Origin of the sequence: Georgenia sp. EYE_87, from assembly GCF_023148685.1 — a bacterium.
Taxonomy (GTDB): Bacteria; Actinomycetota; Actinomycetes; order Actinomycetales; family Actinomycetaceae; genus Georgenia.
Map to the genome: position 1 here is coordinate 114,246 of NZ_JAHXNL010000003.1, position 18,299 is coordinate 132,544.

Below are 18,299 nucleotides of genomic sequence, written 5' to 3' on the forward strand. Positions count from 1 at the left end.
ACCCGGAACGCGGCTCCGGCGGTCGGCATACCGTCCCTGGAGGACGTCGGACGGGAACAGGAAGGCACGGCAGCAGCAATGGGCGAGAAGATCCGCATCGGCATCGTCGGGTACGGCAACCTCGGGCGCGGCGTCGCGCTCGCGGTTCCGCAGAACCCGGACATGGAGCTGGTGGGCGTCTTCACCCGCCGCTCCCCCGAGGACATCGACACGCCGGACGCGAGCACGCCGGTCCTGCCGGTCGACGGCCTGACCGACCGCCGCGACGACGTCGACGTGCTGATCCTGTGCGGCGGGTCGAAGGACGACCTCCCCGAACAGGGGCCGGCGCTGGCCGCGCACTTCAACACCGTCGACAGCTTCGACACCCACGCCCGGATCCCGGAGTACTTCGCGGCCGTCGACGCCCCGGCGCGGGCGGGCGGCCGGACGTCGCTGATCTCCGCCGGCTGGGACCCAGGGATGTTCTCCCTCAACCGGCTGTACGGCGAGGCGCTGCTGCCGGACGGCGAGACCTACACGTTCTGGGGCAAGGGCCTGAGCCAGGGCCACTCCGACGCCGTCCGCCGGGTTCCCGGCGTGGCCGCCGGCGTGCAGTACACCGTCCCCTCGCAGGGGGCGATCGACGCCGTCCGCAGCGGGCGGCGGCCCGAGCTGAGCACCCGGGAGAAGCACCGGCGCGAGTGCTACGTCGTCCTCGAGGATGGCGCCGACGCCGCCGCGGTGGAGGAGGCGATCGTGACGATGCCCCACTACTTCGCGGACTACGACACCGTCGTCCACTTCATCAGCGCCGAAGAGCTCCGCCGCGATCACGGTGCGATGCCGCACGGCGGCTTCGTCATCCGCTCCGGGAACACCGGCGGCGGGCACGCCCAGGTCGTCGAGTATCGGCTGCAGCTGGAGAGCAACCCCGAGTTCACCGCGAGCGTGCTGGTCGCGTTCGCCCGGGCGGTGCACCGCCTCAACGCCCAGGGGCAGGTGGGCGCCAGGACGGTCTTCGACGTCCCGCCGGGTCTGCTGTCCGAGAGGTCGCCGGAGGAGCTCCGGGCCGAACTCCTCTAGCGCCGGGCGCCGCGTCTCTCGAGAAAGGCGTCCATCCGCTCGAACTTCGCCTCGGACTCGAACAGCACAGCCTGGGCGATCTGATCAATCACCGGGTGGGCCTCGGGCGGCGAGTGGAAAACGCTCTTGGTGATCCGCACCGCCAGCGGGTCCTGCTTCCCGATCCGGTCGGCGAGCGCGTGCGCCGCCGCGATCAGATCCGCGCTCTCGTGCACCTCGGTAACGAGGTGCAGCGCTCTCGCCTCCTCGGCCCCGAGGACCCTGCCTGCGAGCAGCATCTCCTTGGCCACGGCCTCGCCCACGAGCTCGCGCAGGCGCCATGTCGCTCCGGCGGCCGCCATGATGCCCAGGCCGGTCTCCGGGTTGCCGATCTTGACCGCGGGGGTCGCCAGCCGGAAGTCGGCGGCATATGCCAGCTCGGCACCCCCGCCAAGGACGTATCCGTCCAGGGCGGCGATGACCGGCATCGGCAGGGCCGCGACACGGACGAAGACGTTGGAGTTGATGCCGCGAAGGGCGTCGGCCCGCCCACGCTCCCGCAGCTGGGCGATGTCCGCACCGGACGCGAAGACCGGACCTGACGGGGAGTCGCAGCCGGAGATGATGAGGACTCGGGGTTCTCGCTCGAGCGCGTCGCACACCTCGTGCAGCTCGTCCACCATCTGCTGATCGATCGCGTTACGCACCTCTGGCCGGTTCAGGCTGACGTGGACGCGCGGCGCCTGGCCCTCTCTGGCGGCAGACTCCTCGACGAGGAGGGTCTCGAACGACTCGCCGAGCATCAGACTGCCTCCAGCGCCAGCGACGCACCCTGGCCGACGCCGACGCACATGGTGGCCAGACCCCGTGAGGCGTTCTCGCGCTCCATACGGCCCAGCAGCGTGACGACGATCCGGCATCCGCTCGAGCCGAGGGGGTGCCCCAGCGCGATGGCGCCGCCGTCACGGTTGGTGATCTCCTCGTCGAGACCGAGCTCGCGCATGACGGCGAGGGACTGACTGGCGAACGCCTCGTTGAGCTCCACCGCCTGCAGGTCGTCGAGGGCCCAGCCGATCCGGTCCAGCAGCTTCCGTGTCGCCGGCACCGGGCCCATGCCCATGATCTCGGGGGCGACGCCGGCGGAGGCTCCGCCGACTACGCGCGCCCGCGGCGTGAGCCCGTACCGCTCCACGGCGGACTCGGAGGCGACGATGACGGCGGAGGCTCCGTCGTTGAGGGAGCTCGAGTTGCCGGCGGTGACGACGCCGTCCTTCTTGATGATTGGCCGTAGGCCGGCGAGCACCTCCGGACTGGTGCCGGGTCGCGGACCTTCGTCGACCTCGACGACGGTCGCACCCTTGCGGCCCTTGACCGTCACGGGGGCGATCTCGTCAGAGAAGCGGCCCGCAGCGATCGCCTCGAGGGCGCGGGCGTGGGAACGGGCGGCAAAGGCGTCGGCATCCTCACGGCTGATCCCGTACCGCTCGGCAACCTCTTCTGCGGTTTCGGGCATGGAGAACGTCATCCGCCCCTCCCGGGAGAGGTCCCCGCCCGAGGTGAAGCGCTCGTTCACGAAGCGCCAGCCCAGCGAGCTGTCGAACATCTCCCCCGGCTTGGCGTACGCCTTCTCCGGCTTTGCCAGCACCCACGGGGCGCGACTCATGGACTCCACGCCACCGGCCACCACGACGTCCGCCTCGCCTGCCTTGATCATCTGCGAGGCCTGGGCGATGGCGCTCAGGCCCGAGGCACACAGCCGGTTCACCGTGATCCCGGGGACGTGGTCGGGGAAGCCGGCGAGGAGGGCCGCGAGCCGCGCGACGTTGCGGTTCTCCTCCCCAGCGCCGTTGGCGTTACCGAGAATCACCTCGTCCACCGCGCCGGCGTCGAGACCCGCACGCTCGATCGTCGCGGTCAGCGTCAGCGCGGCGAGGTCGTCCGGCCTGACGCCCGCCAGCGCCCCTCCGTAACGCCCCACCGGCGTCCGTGCTCCTCCGACAAGAAATGCCTCGGTCACATCTGTCTCCTTTTCTCGGCAAATTTCTGGCGAATCGCGGGCGTTCAAGTGTTTCGAATTCAGTCCCGGAGCTGGCCGGCCCCACAATCCACGCACTTCTTTGCTCCCAGTAGGTTACTGACCTCAAAGCCATTCCGTGCACCGCGGGAGCAGATTGCTTTTCCATCTGGCGAAACAGCGTTCCGTGGTTTCTCCTTGTCGCCTCGACGCACCTGGAATTAGGTTTCTGGAGCGGGCCAGCACATGGCGAGGCCCAGAACTGTCCAAGAGGTCCGGAACAGCAGGGAGGCTGCGCGGATGCAGGTAGGAATCGTGGGTGCCGGCGCGATGGGTAGCGGCATCGGACGGGTCGCCGCAGCGGCAGGTCATGCGGTGCTGCTCCACGACGTCCGCCCCGGGGCCGCGCAGGAAGCGATCGGCAGGATCGGCGCGAGCATCGAGCGTCAGGTCGCCAAGGGCGGCACGACCACCGAGGACGCGCGAGCAATTCTCGAACGTCTCACGGTCGCTGGTTCCGTCGAGGACCTGTCCGGCTGCGACCTGGTGGTCGAGGCGGTCGTCGAGGACCTCGCCGTCAAGCAGGCGCTCTTCGCCGAGCTCGAGAGCGTGGTCGGACCCGACTGCATCCTCGCGACCAACACCTCCTCGCTCAGTGTCGGGGCCGTCTTCCGGAACGCGTCGCGCCCCGGACGGACCGTGGGGATGCACTTCTTCAACCCCGCCCACGTCATGAAGCTCGTCGAGGTGATCCCCGGGCCGCGGACCGACCAGCGGACGCTCGCCACCGCCGTGACCTTTGCCGAGGGGGTGGGGAAGACACCAATCCTCGCCCGCGACACCCCGGGCTTCATCGTCAACCTCGCCGGCCGCGCCTACACCACGGAAGCCCTGGCCGTCGTCAACGAGGGCGTCGCGTCGCCGGCGCAGGTCGACCGCGTGATGAAGGAGGGCTTCGGCTTCCCGCTCGGCCCCTTCGCACTGATGGACCTGACCGGCATCGATGTCAACTACCCGGTCACCGAGAACATCTTCGAGCACAACTTCGCCGACCCGAAGCTGCGTTCGACCTGGGAGCACCGCTACCTGTTCGAGGCGGGACTCCTCGGGCAGAAGACGGGGCAGGGCTTCTACAGCTACCCCGGCGACACTCCCCCTGCACGTACCAGCGGTGCTCCGGCCGACGCCGCGACCGTCGTGCTGACCACCGGGGCCGACCGCTCCCTGCTCGAGTTCTGCGCACGAGCGGGCCTCACCGTGGTGGACGACGACGGAACCTCCCCCGTGCTGCTGGCGCCGCTCGGCGAGGACTGCACCAGCGCCGCCTGCCGTGCGGGCGTCGACCCCAGACGGGCGGTCGCCGTCGACCTCGCCTTCGGCGTCCGAGACGTGGTGACGCTCATGGTGCCGCCGGGCGCGGACCCTGCGGTCGTCTCCACGCTCCGCGGCCAGATCGAGAGCGCGAGCTCCGTCGAGGTCATCAACGACTCACCCGGGTTCATCGCGCAGCGCATCCTGGCCGCCGTCGTGAACCTCGGCTCCGAGATGGCGCAACGCGGCGTCGCCGCCCCGGCCGACATCGACACCGCCGTACGGCTTGGCCTGCGGTATCCCGCCGGCCCGCTGGCTCTGGCGGACGAGCACGGACCGCGGGTCTTCACCGAGATCTTGGACGGTATCCACCGGACCACGCAGGATGCTCGGTACCGAGCCAGTCACTGGCTGCGACGGCGCGCCGCCGCGGACCTCCCGATCCATCACCCTGACGTGGTGGCCGCTCGCACGAGCCTGGCCGCCGTAACCGACTGAGGAGCGCACCAACATGAGCATGTACGACCGGTACGAGCACCTGCTGACCGAGTTCGTCGAGCCCGGGATCCTCCGGGTGACGATGCACAGCCCCGGCCGTCTTAACGCCGCACACGCCGGTATGCACCGGGAGCTGGCGAACATCTGGCGGGACATCGACGAGGACCCGGAGGTTGACGTCGCCATCCTCACCGGGTCCAACGGCGTCTTCTCGGCCGGCGGGGACCTCGACCTCGTCAAGGAGATGTCGGAGGACTTCGCCGTGCTGTCCCGCGTGTGGAAGGAGGCCAAGGACCTCGTCTACAACGTCATCAACTGCTCCAAGCCGATCGTGTCGGCGATGGAGGGCCCCGCCGTCGGCGCGGGCCTCGCCGCGGGACTCCTGGCGGACATCTCGATCGCCGCCAAGGACGCGCGGATCATCGACGGTCACACGCGCCTCGGGGTCGCGGCCGGCGACCACGCCGCCATCGTCTGGCCGCTGCTGTGCGGCATGGCCAAGGCCAAGTATCACCTGCTGCTCTGCGAGAAGGTCCTCGGCGAGGAGGCCGAGCGCATGGGCCTGGTGTCGCTGTCGGTGGACGCCGACCAGGTTCAGGACACCGCGCTGGACGTGGCCCGGAAGCTCCGGGACGGCTCACCCACCGCGATCCGGTGGACCAAGTACGCCCTGAACAACTGGCTGCGCATGGCAGGGCCGACGTTCGACTCCTCCCTCGCGCTGGAGTTCCTCGGGTTCAACGGTCCGGACGTGCGCGAGGGCCGGCAGGCGGTCGTAGAGAAGCGGCGCCCGACCTTCGAGGGCGCCCGCGCCTCCGCGGAGGGGTGAGGCACGTGGCATTCTCGACCGATCAGCACGCCGGCCACCGCGGCCAGGCGGGGATCGACAGCGGCACGGGCCGCTCCTGGACGGTCGTCGGTCCTGACTTCAGGATCGAGGTCAGCGAACCCGCGGCCGGCGTGGCCCTTGTCCGGATGGACCGCCCGGGGGCACGAAACGCACTCAGCATGCCCCTGCGGCAGCGTCTGGCCGAGACGTTCGACCGTCTGGCCGAGGACGACGGCGTGCGTGCGGTGGTGCTGACCGGCACCACCGCGGCGTTCGCCGCCGGGGCGGACGTCAGGAGCATGCAGGGCGTGGACCCGGTGGAGATGTACCGCCGCCACACGGAGAAGCTGTGGGCCGCGGTGGGCAGCTTCCCGCGCCCCGTCATCGCCGCCGTCAACGGCTACGCCCTCGGCGGCGGGCTCGAGCTGGCGATGAACGCCGACATCATCGTCGCCGGCACGTCGGCAAAGCTCGGGCAGCCGGAGGTGAAGCTGGGCATCATGCCCGGAGCGGGAGGGACACAGCGACTCCTGCGCGCGGTCGGGAAGTTCCATGCCATGCGCCTTTGCCTGACCGGCGAGATCATCACTGCGGCCGACGCCGAGCGAATGGGCCTGGTCTCCGAGGTGGTCGACGACGACGTCGTCGAGTCTCGGTCTGTCGAGATGGCCGCCGGCCTCGCCCAGCTGCCGGTCCTCGCCCTCGAGCACATCAAGGAGGTCATCACGCTCGGGGCCGACGCGCCGCTCGAGGCCGCGCTGGGCCTGGAACGCAAGGCGTTACAGGTCCTGTTCGCCTCCCGCGACAAGGAGGAGGGGATGGCAGCGTTCGTCGAGCGGCGGCAACCCGCGTTCGAGGGGCGCTGACCACGAGCAGTCTTGAGGGCGATGACCACGAGCGCGCGGGCCGCGATGCCGCGACCCGGCCGCCGATCAGTCGGACAGCCGGTCCACGGCAGCGCGCATCGACGAAAGCAGCCGATCCTCACCGTCGTCGTCCAGGTACTCCACCCGGACGGCGAAGGTCAGGGCGTAGAGCTCCCCGCCGCTGCGGAGGGGGGCGGCGACCCCGCCGATCTCGGAGCGCCAGCGTCCTCGGTTGATCACCAGCAGGTCGCGCCCGACGACGAGGCTCTCCTCGAAGTCCTTGACGCTGTGGCCGCGAGCCGTCAGGTCGGACCGGATGCTCCGCACCAGCCGGGTCTTCTGGGGCTCCTCCATCGCCGCAAGCAGTGCGATTCCGGCGGCGGACATCGAGATGGGAAGCCGACCACCCACCGCAAGGGGCACCGATCGGAGGTCTCGCCCACGGGCGGTGGCCAGGAAGGCGACGTGCAGCTCGTCCCGGACCGCCAGCGCAGCGGTGCACCCCGTCTCCGCACTCATCTCGTCCAGCACCCGCTGGGCCCGGCTCGCGAGGGGTGTGTTCGCGAGGACCGGGTATCCGAGACGGAGGTTCTTCGGCGTGAGCCGGTACGCTCCCTGGTCGCTGGTGAACCGGAGGTAGCCGAGCTGGACCAAGCTGTCGGTGAGCCGGGAGACAGTCGACGGCGGCAGCTCCGTCGCTCGCGCAATCTGCCCGTTGGTCATCGGGCCGGACGCTCGGGAAAGTACTTCGAGAATTCTAATCCCACGGGCGAGCGCCTCTACGGGTTTGCCGGACGACATCTGCCCAGACTACCACGCATATGGACGCCCTTTCCGCACAGCGAAACACTCTTCCGTCCGATCTAATTGCCGCCCGTGCGACGCGCCCGGTAGCGTCCACGGAGCATCGCGCCAGCAGCGTTCATCTCACTGTCGAGTGAAAACCGTTCTGACCGCCCCCCAGCAAGCGCAATACGCCCCCGACGTACATTTACGCCAGAAAGCTGAGACCTATGCAGACCGACTTGAGGATTTCGACAAAGATGTCCGCCTCCGAGCGCGTGGCGAACTGGTACAGCCGTTATTTCCCTGACGCGCTGATCTTCGCGCTCATACTCACCGTCCTGTCTGTCGTGCTCGCGCTCGCCATGACGGATGCGGGGCCGGTCGGCGTGCTGGAGGCATGGTTCGGCGGCCTGCCGATGCTGTTCCAGTTCGCCTTCCAGCTGGCGTTCACGTACGCCGCCGCCCTGGTTCTCGTCGACACCCCCGCCGTGCAGCGCGGCATCAGGCGCGCCGCCGGCCTGATCAAGACCCCGCAGACGGCCTACCTCGTCACCGGGCTGGTCGGCGCCGCCACCTCGTTCATCGGCTGGTACATCGGCCCGGTCGTGACCGCGATCCTCGCCCGCGCTCTCGCCAAGGAGATCCGCGGCGTCGACTACCGGCTGATCTCGGCCATCGCCTACTCCTCGTTCGTCATCTCCCTGACCGGCATCTCCGGCACCATCCCGCTCTTCGTCGCCACCGAGGGACCGCTGACGGAGCTCGTCGGGGGGCTTATCCCGCTCGAGCGGACGACGTTCTCGACGATGAACCTCGTCTCGGCCGGACTGATCGTCATCGTCACCGCCGTCATCTACGCCGTCGTCGCCCGCCGCAAGACCGAGATCGTCTCGTTCCAGGACCTCGCGATCGAGGGCTACGCGGAGGACGAGGCTCCGGCTGACGCAGACGACCACCGGGACGACAGCGTGGCCGACAAGATCAACCACAGCCGTGCGATCCTGCTGGTCGTCGGCCTCATGGGCCTGGGCTACCTCGTCTACTACCTGGCAACGACCGGGCTCGCCGGCCTGAACCTCAACACCGTCGCCGTCATCGCGCTGGTGATGGGGATGCTCGTCCAGAAGGACGCCATGTCCTACGCGCGCTCCTTCACGAGGAACCTCTCGGCCAGCAGCTCGATCATGCTGCAGTTCCCGCTCTACGGCGGCATCGCCGCCATCTTCGCCGAGACGGGGCTCGCCGCCCGCTTCTCCGACGGGCTCATCGCGATCGCCAACGAGGCAACCTTCCTGCCGATCGTCTTCGTCATCACCGGCTTCCTCAACCTCTTCGTGCCCTCGGCAGGTTCTCAGTTCGTCGCTACGGCACCCTTCTTCCTGCCGGCGGGCGGCGCCCTCGGTGTCGACAACGTCATGACCATCATGGCTGTCACCTACGGCGACATCTGGACCAACCTCATCCAGCCGTTCTGGGCGCTGCTCTACTTCCCGATCCTCGCCGCGGGCACCAGGCTCCGGGTGCGCGACTTCATGGGCTACAACCTGCCAATCCTGATCGCCGTCGGCCTGATCTGGGGCACCGCCCTCGTCGTCTTCGGGACTCCGTAGCATCTCCCGACTCACCATGTTCCGATCAGTGCACAGTCCGTCGAAGGGTCAGGTCGCCGTGCGCGAGATAGTCAAGCCCCCCTACTACTACAACTCCATCGACTGGGACCGGTTGGTGAAGGAGTACGAGCCGCCGTTCGAGTTCATGAGCGGCACACGGCTCTGGAGCCGGGACCGGATCGCCGCCGCCCAGACGGAGCGTCTCAAGGGCGCCCTCGAGCGGGCCTCGGAGGTTCCGTTCTATCAGCGGCTGTGGGCGGACCACGGGTTCCAGCCCGGGGACGTGAAGAGCGTCGACGACCTGTCCAAGGTGCCCCAGTACACGATCGACGACATCCGGGTCAGCATCGACCGCGAGCCGCCGTTCGGGGACTACCAGAGTCACCACTTCGCCGACGGCGCCCACACGCCGCTGCGCTTCTACACCAGCGGGGGAACAACGGGGATGCCCCGGCCCACGATCTACACCCAGTGGGACCGCGAGGTCGGGGCCATCCTCAGCGCCCGCACGTTCCTCATGCAGGGTGTTCGGCCGGGGGATGCGGTGATCAACGCCTGGGCCTACTCGACCCACAACGCCGCCTGGATCATGGACCACGGCCTGTGGCACTGGCTCGGCGCCATCCCGATCACCACGGGCACGGGGAACGTCACACCCACCGAGAAGCAGGTGGAGATGGCGCAGCTCTACGGGGCCGCGTCCATCACCGCCACCTCGGACTACCTGCTGCACATCGCGGACACCGCCCGACGTATGGGCATCGACCCGAAGAACGACCTCAACCTCAAGACCCTGCTGTCCTTCGGTGACACGGCCGCGGTCGAGGAGGCGTTCGGCGTGCCGGCCTACGACTCGTACGCCTTCCACGAGGTGCAGTACGTGGCGGCGGAGTGCGAGGCGAAGGACGGCCTGCACATCTTCGAGGACGCGTTCGTCATCGAGGTGGTGGACTTCGAGACCGGTGAGGTGCTCCCGCCCGGTCACCGGGGCAACATCGTGGTGACCTGCCTCTACAAGACCGGCACGCACCAGATCCGGTACAACATCCAGGACATCTCGGCGACGCACGAGCTCACGGAGTGCGCCTGCGGCAGCGTGCACCGGAAGCTGGACTACTTCCAGGGCCGCAGCGACACCATGGTGAAGCTACGCGGCGTCAACGTCTGGCCGGAGGCCTGCGGAAAGATCATCCAGGACAACCCCGGCGTCAGCGGCGAGTACTTCGTCTACGTCGAGCGTGTCACCCCGCCCGGCAAGATGGCTCGCGAGGAGATGACCGTCATGGTCGAGGCCGCCGACGGCGTCGGCGACCGTGACCGCCTCGGCGCGGACCTCGAGAAGCTGCTCAAGCAGAAGATCGGCGTGCAGATCGGCGTTGAGGTCGTCGACCGTGACTCCCTCCGGGAGCTCACCGGCCACGGGCACCGCGCCAAGCTCAAGAGGTTCGAGGACCGGCGGGGAGTGCTGGCGCGATGACGGCGATGGTCCAGGCCGCCCACGGCGAGGAACTCGTGGCCGAGGAGCGGCCCGTAGCCGCCCTCGGCGGCGAGGACGTCCGGGTCGACATCGAGGTGTGCGGGCTCAACCATCTCGACCTGTGGCTCAAGCGCGGTGACACGGGCGATCGACTCTCGCTCCCCCGCGTCCCCGGAAGCGACATCCTCGGAACGGTCGGCGCCGTCGGTGAGCTGGTGGAGCACGTCGGCGTCGGCGACCGGGTTCTGGTCTATCCCGGGCGGTCCTGCGGGCAGTGCGGCCAGTGCCGGGCCGGTCGGGAGTCGGCATGCCGCTCGTTCGAGGTGCTCGGCTACGGCTTCGACGGCGGGTACGCAACAAGCATCACGGTCAGCAAGAATGACGTCTTCCGGGTGCCGGCCTCGTCCGGCGCCGGGTGGGGTGCGGTACCCGTCTCCTACATCACTGCCTGGAACGCGATGGTCGTCAAGGCGGGTCTGACCGCCGGGGAGACGGTCGCAGTGTGGGGCGCGGCGGGCGGGCTCGGAAATGCCGCGCTGCGCATCGCCACCGCGATCGGCGCCGAGGCGATCGCCGTGGTCAGCAGCGACGCGAAGGAGGCGTGGCTTCGGGAGAACGGGTGGGCCGGCACGGTCATCGTCCGCGACGAGGCCACGGCCAGGCAGGTCCGTGGGGTCACCGGTGGGCGCGGCGTCGATGTCGTGCTGGACCACGTCGGTGCAGCGACGTGGATGGAGAGCATCCGGATGCTCGCCACCCGGGGCCGCCTCGCCTTCTGCGGGGTCACCACCGGCCACGAGGCGGTGACGGACCTGCGCCACGTCTTCGGCAAGCAGCTGAGCATCCACGGCACCTGGCTGGGAGACCGCAGGGACCTTGCCGCGGTCGTCGACCTGCTGTCGAGCCACCCCGAGGCGCTCCCCGTGGTCGAGCGGTCATTCCCGCTGGACGAGGCGAACCGCGCCCAGAAGCTGCTTGCCGACGGCGACCACTCCGGCAAAGTCGTGCTCACTGTCGGCTGACGGGAGACTGATCACCATGGAACCGGTCGACAGCCGTCCAGTCTTCTTCGAGGACTTCGCGAGCGGCACCATCTACGACCTCGGCAGCGTCTCGGTGTCAGCGGACGACATCGTCATCTTCGCCGAGCAGTTCGACCCGCAGGGTTTCCATGTCGACGAGGAGGCCGGCAGAATCGCCGGATTCGGTGGCCTGATCGCGTCCGGCTGGCACACCGTCGGCCTCTACATGCGCCTTTTTGTCGACGGACTCCTGGGCACCAGCCGCAGCCTGGGCTCGCCCGGCGGCGACGAACTTCGCTGGTTCGTCCCGGTCCGGCCGGGCGACACCCTCAGCGCCCGGTGCACCATCGGCGAGGTGCGGGAGTCTCGGAGTGATCCGCGGCGCGGTGTCGTGCACACCTGCGGCGAGATGATCAACCAGAACGGGCAGGTCGTGATGCGGATGAGAACTGTCAGCCTGATCGGCCGCCGCTGACCGTCACCCGACTTCCGCGGTCGCTGGCGACCAGTCCTGCGCCGAACCCAGTCGGCGTCGCACGCCTTCGCCGCCGACCTCCTCGACCAACGCCAGCGGGCCGACGACGACGAGCAGCGAGCCGGCGCGGGACAGCCCGGTGTAGAGGATCTCGCGGGCCCGCTCCCGGTCCCGGAAGCCGTTGACACACAGCACGACGACCGGTCGCTCCAGGCCCTTGAAGCCGAGGACGTGGCCGTAGAACACGTCCTCGGCGGCCAGGAAGTCGTCCCAGTACTCCTGGTACCCGGCGAGCTCGACGGTGTGGCGCTGCTCGGGATGCCGCCGTCCCGTGGTGAGCAGCGCGACCTGCCCGGGGTCCCAGCCCTCGCCGAGCAGCGCCTCGACGGCGTCGTCCGCAGCCGCTACGGCGTCCTCCGGCGGCACGTCGACCACCCGAACCGGCTCGCCGGGCGCGCCCCGCGGGCGCATGGCGACCTGGGACATGCTCCCGATGAGCTGGGCGATCTGCTTGGTGTTGCGCAGGTTCTCCTCGAGCTCGAACGGGGGAAGATCGATCGGGTCGTGACCGTCGCGCGGGAAGACCCGCTGGCCGTCGTCGAGGAAGACGTAGAGCCCGCCGTGCTCCGGGTCGCGCAGGCACTGCAGCAGGTTGGGCCACCAGATGTCGGAGAAGTCCTGCGCCTCGTCCACGACGACGGCGTCGAACAGGTCGCCCGCGGGACGCCTGGCCGCGAGGGTGCCGAGCTGCTCCGGGAGGCGACGCTCCCAGTAGTCGGAGTCGTCGTCGGCGCCCGGCTCCGCGCCCCACCGGAGGGGCAGGTCGTGGAAGAGCCCGACGTAGGCGGGCCGGTCCCTGGCCGGCCAGGTCGCGACGAGTCGCTCGAAGAACCGGCCCAGGCCGCGGCTGTAGCAGACCAGCGCGACCCGCTTGCCGCTGCGGGCGAGCCGGCGGGCCTGCGCGGTCGCGACCCACGTCTTGCCCGTGCCGGCGCCACCGATCACGCGCGCTCGGCTCTGGTTGCCGAGGAACCGGGTGAGGAGCTGCGCCTGGTCATGGGTGAGCCGCTCGACGACGGCGCCCTGCTCGGCGGCCCGGGCGATCGAGTCGACGTGACGCGGCAGGGAGGACACGACAACGTCGATCAGGATCTCCGCCTCGGCGGCGGACAGCGGCTTGTGGCCCGCGCCGTGCTCGTGGATGGCCTGGAGCACGCGGGCCGCGACGTCTCCGAGCTCGTGCCTGTCCACCACCATGGTCCGGGCCAGGTTCGGCGCCGACCACCCCTGGGGCACCTCCGTGAAGGGCAGCGCAACCAGGTGCGTCGTGCGCGAGCTCGCGACGGCGGTGGGGCCGGTGCCGCGTCGGCGCAGGTAGTCCTGCAGCAGGTGGCGGGCGTCCTGCACCTGCTCGGCCGGGTCCTCGATGCGCCGCTCGTGGCCGCCCGATGACACGTGCCAGGCTCCGCCGTCGTCCTTCCAGACGTTGCCGCCCTTGACCTCGATGACGGCGATCCCCGCTCCCGGCCAGGCGACGAGCAGGTCGATCTCGCGCTCCTTCGCCCCCTCGATCAGCGGGATGGAGCGGAAGAGGACCGCCTCGTCGGGAAGCTGACTGCGCAGCGCCTCCCACACGGCGCGCTCGCCGTGGAACCCGTCGGGGAAGTCGGGATCGGGCGGGAAGAGGCGCGGCATGCCTTCTTCCTACCGCAGGGCTGGGGTGTCCCGGACGTGTTTCGTCCGGGCCACCTCTGTCGGCCGTCAACGAGTGCCGGCGAGCACCCTTACCTCACCGGTGCGGAACCGCGGCGCCGACCGGAGCGTCCGGACGCAGCCGGCCAGCGAGGCCGAGCGCCCGGTCGCGTGCCGGCTGACCGCGCTCGGCCAGCGCCAGGCGCATCACCGCGGCCGAGGCGACCCGGAGCGCCTGGGTGCGCAGCAGGCGCCGGCGCTCGTAGGCCGCGAGCGCGGCGCGCGGCGGCCGCGAGTTGAGCAGCTCCGCCAGAGTCACCGCGTCCACGAGCGACTCGCAGGCTCCGCGGCCGAGGTTGGGTGTCATGGCGTGGGCGGAGTCCCCGACGAGCACCACGGCGCCTCTGACGTAGCGACGGAGGGGCGGCGTGGTCCAGATCCGTTGGGCGAGGCTGGTCTCGGGCGTGGCCGCGGCGAGCACCCGGCGCACCGCGGGGGCGCCGTCGGCGTAGCGCTCGCGGGCGACGGCGAGCGCGACGGCGACGTCGACGTCCGCCGGGCCGAGGTCGGAGCGGAACGAGGCGTACCAGTTGGTCCCGGTCCGCGACGGGCCGATCCCGAAGAGGTCTCCCCTGCCCCAGTACTCCCCGATGCCCTCCCGCCAGACCGGCTCACCGATCACGCCCCGCACGGCCAGGTAGGGCGTGAGCCGCGCCCCGGCACGCTCGCCCCAGGCGGCGCGGCGCACGGCGCTGTGCACGCCGTCGGCGCCGACCACGAGGTCGGCGCGGACGTCCCGGACGTCGTCGACCCGGCCGGTCAGGCGGCGCACCGTGGCGGGCACGGCGCCGTCGAGGAGCCGCAGGAGGTCGCCGCGCGAGACCCCCACCATGCCCTCGACCCTCGGGGTGGCCCAGACGTGGCCGTGGTGGTCCTGGACGGGCAGCCCGGGGATGGCGGGGCTGACGGCGCGCACGGCGTCGAGGATGCCGATCGCGTCGAGCGCGCGCTGCGCGGCCGGCCACATGCCGAGCACGGTGCCGGTGGGCGGCAGCCCGGCCCGCTGCTCGTGGACGGTGACGTCGAAGCGGCCGGGGTCGAGGCGGGCGGCCAGCGCCAGACCCGCGATGCCGCCGCCGACGATGGAGATCGTGCGCATGATCCGACGCTATTCCTCCCGCACCCGCCGTGTCACTACTTTTATAGTGCCCACTCGGGCGGAGCGCCCTACACCCCCAGCAGCTCGCGGATGTCCCCCGCGCTCAGCGGCGCGGACAGCGCCCCGCCCTCGTCGATCACCTTGTCGAACAGGTCGCGCTTGCGGGCCTGGAGGGCGAGGACCTTCTCCTCGATCGTGTTCTCCGCGACCAGCCGGTACACCATGACGTGCCGGTCCTGGCCGATGCGGTGCGTGCGGTCCACGGCCTGCGCCTCCGCGGCCGGGTTCCACCAGGGGTCGAGGATGAAGACGTAGTCCGCCTCGGTGAGGTTGAGCCCGAAGCCGCCCGCCTTGAGGCTGATGAGGAACACCGGCGCGGACCCCGACTTGAACTCCGCGATGCGCGTCGCGCGGTTGCGGGTGCGGCCGTCGAGGTAGCAGTAGTCGATGCCCTCGGCGTCGAGCCGGTCCTGGACGGTGGCGAGGAACCCGGTGAACTGGCTGAAGACCAGCGCCCGGTGGCCGCCGGCGACCACCTCCTCGAGCTGCTCCATGAACACGTCGGCCTTGGAGGAGGGCACCCGGGCGTACTGCTCGTCCACGAGCGCGGCGTCGAGGCTGAGCTGCCGGAGCAGGGTCAGCGAGCGGAGGATCGTGAAGCGGTTCTTCTCGACGTCGTCGAGCAGGCTGAGCACCTTGCGCCGCTCGCGCTGGAGGTGGGTGTCGTAGACCTTGCGGTGCCGGGCGTTGAGCTGGACGTGCAGCACCTGCTCCTGCTTGGGCGGCAGGTCGGTGGCCACCTGCTCCTTGGTGCGCCGGCGGATGAAGGGGCGGATCCGCCGTCGCAGCGTCTCGAGGAGCTCGGGCCGGGTGCCGCGCTCGATCGGCTTGCGGTACAGCTCGGCGAACACCTTCGGGTCGGGGAACATCCCGGGCGCCACGATCGAGAGCAGCGACCACAGGTCCATGAGGCTGTTCTCGAGCGGCGTGCCGGTGATCGCCAGCTTGAAGGGCGCACGCAGCCGCCGCGCGCACTGGTACGTCTTGGCCTGGTGGTTCTTGACGAACTGGGCCTCGTCGAGGATCAGCCCGCTCCACTCCAGGCCCCGGTACGCGGCCTCGTCGATCCGGAAGAGCGCGTAGGAGGAGACCACCAGGTCCGCGCCGGCGACGTCGTCGGCCAGGGCGCGGCGGGACTTCTTCTCCGTCTCGGTGACGGCGACGACGCGCAGCTCCGGCGCGAACCGGGCGGCCTCCTCCGCCCAGCCGGCGACCACCGAGGTGGGCGCGACGACGAGGGCCGGGGCGGTGAGGGTGCCGTTCTCCTTGGCCCGCTGGAGGGTGGCGAGGGTCTGGACGGTCTTGCCCAGGCCCATGTCGTCGGCCAGGACCCCGCCGAGCCCGGCGTCCCACAGGTAGCTCAGCCACCGGAAGCCCTCCGCCTGGTACGGGCGCAGCGTGGCGCGCAGCCCGGCGGGCACGGCCGGCGGGTCGGCGCCCTCGCCGGCCAGCAGCCGGCCGACCGAGCGGGTCCAGCGCTCGCTCTGCTCCTCGACGACGCCGAGCGCCGCCAGCTCCTCCCACAGCCCGGCCTGGTAGCTCGTCAGCCGCAGGCTCCCGGGCGGGCGGTCCTGGAGCTCCGTGGCCTCCTCGATGAGCCGGCGCAGCTGGTCGAGCTCGGGCCGGTCGAGACCGAAGTAGGTGCCCGAGGGCAGGATCAGGTGGCTGTCGCCCCGCACGAGCGCGACGAAGAGGCTCTCGAAGGGCACGTGCTCGCCGTCGATCTCCACCGTGACGCCGAGGTCGAACCAGTCCCCCTCCGCGGCGTCGGTGGCGGAGACCCGGATGACGGGGGCCGAGTCGGTGCGCCGGTACTCCACGGGCGTGCCGACCACGTCGACCTCGACGCCCTGCTCGCGCAGACCGGGCAGCGTCTCCTCGACGAAGAGCGCGGCGTCGAGCCCCCGCACCCGCACGCTGCCGGCCGGGCCGGGCAGCCCGCCGCCCGCCTGCAGCGACGGCGGGAGGTCCACCTCGCGCAGCAGCCGCTGCTCGGCGGAGCGGTCGCGCCCCGGCCCGCGGCCGGCGTCGAGCGGCACCCGACGGGTGGTGCCGCCGACGTCGTAGAGGAAGGCCCAGTCCAGGGAGAGGTGGTGGTCCGGCTCGTAGGTCAGCGTCAGGCCGAGCCGTGGCGCCGCCACCGTCGGCAGCTCCACCGAGCCGTCGGAGGAGCGCACGGTGACCAGCCTGCTCAGCGTCGGGTAGTACTCGGCGAGGAAGCGGTCGACGTCCTCCTCCGGCACCTCCAGCTCGCCGGCGGCGAGGAGGTTCGAGGCCTTGGTGGTCAGCGGCCGTGCCAGGGGCGCCAGCACGAGGGCGGCGGCGGAGCCGCCCGGTGCGCCGCGGCCGCCGCGCGAGAGGTGAGGCGCGAGGTCGAGGACCACCCCGTGCCCCGGCCGGCCGACGATGGAGACGCCGCCGCCGTCGGGGAGGGTCTCGTGGCCGGGGACGGCGACGGCGGGCGTGGCGCGCAGCGTGCCGTCGTCGTCCCGGGCGAGGTCGAGGGAGACGGTGGCCGGGGCGTCGGCGAGGACGACCGCGCCGGCGGAGGGGGTGGCGTGGACCAGCGGGACGCCGGCGTCGACGGCGGCGCGCAGCAGCGGCCACAGGGCAGGGCCGAACTCGTCGAGGAAGATGGCGGTGTCGTTGTAGGCGTAGGCCGAGGGCTGGTGCGCCAGGTAGATCGCGTGCAGCGCCTCGCGGTGGGCCTCGACGCGGCCGTGGGCGCCCCACCGGAAGCTCAGGTCTCGCCACCCGACGCCGCTGCGCACCCAGGGGCTCTTCTTCCCCGGGACCACCGGGCGGATCCTGATGCGCGGGGTGTCGGCGCGGCCGCGCCAGCCGGTCTCGACGACGGGCTCGAACTGCAGCCCGATGGGCACCTCGCCGCCGTCGATGCGCTCGTCCTCGACGACGTCGGCGAGCAGGCGCTCCCAGGCGTGCGCCGTGCGGCTCAGCGGCGTGAGCTCGTCGCGGGCGGCCACCAGCACGGCCGCGACGTGCTTGCAGTCCACCGCCACGGGGCAGGTGCAGCGGCCGGTGCTCAGCCGCTTTCCCCGCGCGTCGCCGACCTGGACCAGGGTCTGGTACGGCGTGGGCTCGGTGCCCTGCACCTCGGCGTAGAGCACCCGGCGCTCGGGGTCCGACGTCAGCCAGGTGACCTTGCCACCCTTGGCGTAGGCGAGGCCGCGGGCGAAGGCGGGCGCCCCGACGGCGAGCTGGATCTCCTCCTCACCCGGCAGGTCCGTCCAGGTGCGGAGCGTCGCGAGAGCGGGGCGGCGGGCCACGTTCCCCAGGGTAGGTGGCACCGCCGACATCGAGGGACGACCGCCCGCGGCGGCGCAGCCGCGCCCCGGTCGGGGGGTCAGCCCGCGGGGTTGCCGCCAACCCGCCGCGACTTCCGCACAGAATCGTTCAGCGACGAGCGGCAACTTCGTGCCATGGCCGGACATTTCC

14 protein-coding genes are annotated in these 18,299 nt (G+C 70.9%); 8 read left to right on the forward strand and 6 right to left on the reverse strand.

Annotated elements, in window-relative coordinates; genetic code table 11:
- Nucleotides 1-78 precede the first annotated feature (78 nt).
- Complete coding sequence (locus KZX45_RS06280; protein ID WP_248256866.1) at nt 79-1,065, forward strand: diaminopimelate dehydrogenase; 987 nt, start codon at nt 79-81, stop codon at nt 1,063-1,065.
- Here the strand turns inward: KZX45_RS06280 and KZX45_RS06285 are convergent.
- Together KZX45_RS06285 and KZX45_RS06290 are read right to left on the reverse strand one after the other, a co-directional pair.
- Nucleotides 1,062-1,847 (reverse strand): enoyl-CoA hydratase/isomerase family protein, encoded by a 786-nt coding sequence (locus KZX45_RS06285; RefSeq protein WP_248256867.1) that lies wholly within the window; start codon nt 1,845-1,847, stop codon nt 1,062-1,064. The genes KZX45_RS06280 and KZX45_RS06285 overlap by 4 nt on opposite strands.
- A complete protein-coding gene (locus tag KZX45_RS06290) occupies nt 1,847-3,061 on the reverse strand; it encodes an acetyl-CoA C-acyltransferase (RefSeq protein ID WP_248256868.1) in 1,215 nt (404 codons plus the stop codon). Before KZX45_RS06290 ends, KZX45_RS06285 begins: the two co-directional genes overlap by 1 nt.
- Nucleotides 3,062-3,358: 297 nt before the next feature.
- On the opposite strand from KZX45_RS06290, the gene KZX45_RS06295 reads away from it, so the two are divergent.
- Genes KZX45_RS06295 through KZX45_RS06305 form a run of 3 tightly spaced genes read left to right on the forward strand, consistent with a single transcriptional unit; the run spans nt 3,359 to nt 6,562 of the window.
- Entirely contained in the window at nt 3,359-4,867 is a 1,509-nt protein-coding gene (locus KZX45_RS06295) for a 3-hydroxyacyl-CoA dehydrogenase (RefSeq protein ID WP_248256869.1), read from the forward strand.
- A gap of 13 nt (nt 4,868-4,880) precedes the next feature.
- Nucleotides 4,881-5,696, forward strand: coding sequence for an enoyl-CoA hydratase/isomerase family protein (locus KZX45_RS06300; RefSeq protein ID WP_248256870.1), 816 nt, complete (start codon nt 4,881-4,883; stop codon nt 5,694-5,696).
- Between the two features lie 5 nt (nt 5,697-5,701).
- Nucleotides 5,702-6,562 carry an enoyl-CoA hydratase-related protein gene (locus tag KZX45_RS06305; protein WP_248256871.1) on the forward strand — a complete coding sequence of 287 codons (861 nt, stop codon included), beginning with the start codon at nt 5,702-5,704 and terminating at the stop codon, nt 6,560-6,562.
- Nucleotides 6,563-6,628: 66 nt separating this feature from the next.
- On the opposite strand, the gene KZX45_RS06310 is transcribed toward KZX45_RS06305, so the two are convergent.
- A complete protein-coding gene (locus KZX45_RS06310; RefSeq protein ID WP_282453365.1) occupies nt 6,629-7,363 on the reverse strand; it encodes an IclR family transcriptional regulator in 735 nt (244 codons plus the stop codon).
- Between the two features lie 242 nt (nt 7,364-7,605).
- Here KZX45_RS06310 and KZX45_RS06315 point away from each other — a divergent pair, with 242 nt between their 5' ends.
- The 4 genes from KZX45_RS06315 to KZX45_RS06330 are packed head-to-tail and all read left to right on the forward strand — an operon-like array spanning nt 7,606 to nt 11,932.
- On the forward strand, nt 7,606-8,958 hold the full coding sequence (locus tag KZX45_RS06315) for a TIGR00366 family protein (protein ID WP_248256873.1): 1,353 nt from the start codon (nt 7,606-7,608) through the stop codon (nt 8,956-8,958).
- Nucleotides 8,959-9,016: 58 nt separating this feature from the next.
- Entirely contained in the window at nt 9,017-10,435 is a 1,419-nt protein-coding gene (locus tag KZX45_RS20205; protein WP_248256874.1) for a hypothetical protein, read from the forward strand.
- Nucleotides 10,432-11,457: a zinc-binding dehydrogenase gene (locus KZX45_RS06325; protein ID WP_248256875.1), complete on the forward strand. Its 1,026-nt coding sequence runs from the start codon at nt 10,432-10,434 to the stop codon at nt 11,455-11,457. Before KZX45_RS20205 ends, KZX45_RS06325 begins: the two co-directional genes overlap by 4 nt.
- Before the next feature lie 16 nt (nt 11,458-11,473).
- Nucleotides 11,474-11,932, forward strand: a complete 459-nt coding sequence (locus KZX45_RS06330; RefSeq protein WP_248256876.1) for a MaoC family dehydratase — start codon at nt 11,474-11,476, stop codon at nt 11,930-11,932.
- A 3-nt stretch (nt 11,933-11,935) separates the two neighbouring features.
- Here KZX45_RS06330 and KZX45_RS06335 read toward each other — a convergent pair whose 3' ends face one another.
- The 3 genes from KZX45_RS06335 to KZX45_RS06345 all read right to left on the reverse strand — a co-directional run bounded on the left by KZX45_RS06335 (nt 11,936) and on the right by KZX45_RS06345 (nt 18,130).
- Entirely contained in the window at nt 11,936-13,627 is a 1,692-nt protein-coding gene (locus tag KZX45_RS06335; protein WP_248256877.1) for a nuclease-related domain-containing DEAD/DEAH box helicase, read from the reverse strand.
- 94 nt (nt 13,628-13,721) lie between these two features.
- Nucleotides 13,722-14,783 carry an FAD-dependent monooxygenase gene (locus KZX45_RS06340; protein WP_248256878.1) on the reverse strand — a complete coding sequence of 354 codons (1,062 nt, stop codon included), beginning with the start codon at nt 14,781-14,783 and terminating at the stop codon, nt 13,722-13,724.
- Between the two features lie 68 nt (nt 14,784-14,851).
- On the reverse strand, nt 14,852-18,130 hold the full coding sequence (locus KZX45_RS06345; RefSeq protein WP_248256879.1) for a DEAD/DEAH box helicase: 3,279 nt from the start codon (nt 18,128-18,130) through the stop codon (nt 14,852-14,854).
- Nucleotides 18,131-18,299 lie beyond the last annotated feature (169 nt).

Coding starts and splice junctions, on each gene's coding strand:
- KZX45_RS06280 (WP_248256866.1), top strand. CDS start 79: ATGGGCGAGAAGATCCGCATCGGCATCGTCGGGTACGGCAACCTCGGG.
- KZX45_RS06285 (WP_248256867.1), bottom strand. CDS start 1,847: ATGCTCGGCGAGTCGTTCGAGACCCTCCTCGTCGAGGAGTCTGCCGCC.
- KZX45_RS06295 (WP_248256869.1), top strand. CDS start 3,359: ATGCAGGTAGGAATCGTGGGTGCCGGCGCGATGGGTAGCGGCATCGGA.
- KZX45_RS06300 (WP_248256870.1), top strand. CDS start 4,881: ATGAGCATGTACGACCGGTACGAGCACCTGCTGACCGAGTTCGTCGAG.
- KZX45_RS06310 (WP_282453365.1), bottom strand. CDS start 7,363: ATGTCGTCCGGCAAACCCGTAGAGGCGCTCGCCCGTGGGATTAGAATT.
- KZX45_RS06315 (WP_248256873.1), top strand. CDS start 7,606: ATGTCCGCCTCCGAGCGCGTGGCGAACTGGTACAGCCGTTATTTCCCT.
- KZX45_RS06325 (WP_248256875.1), top strand. CDS start 10,432: ATGACGGCGATGGTCCAGGCCGCCCACGGCGAGGAACTCGTGGCCGAG.
- KZX45_RS06330 (WP_248256876.1), top strand. CDS start 11,474: ATGGAACCGGTCGACAGCCGTCCAGTCTTCTTCGAGGACTTCGCGAGC.
- KZX45_RS06335 (WP_248256877.1), bottom strand. CDS start 13,627: ATGCCGCGCCTCTTCCCGCCCGATCCCGACTTCCCCGACGGGTTCCAC.
- KZX45_RS06340 (WP_248256878.1), bottom strand. CDS start 14,783: ATGCGCACGATCTCCATCGTCGGCGGCGGCATCGCGGGTCTGGCGCTG.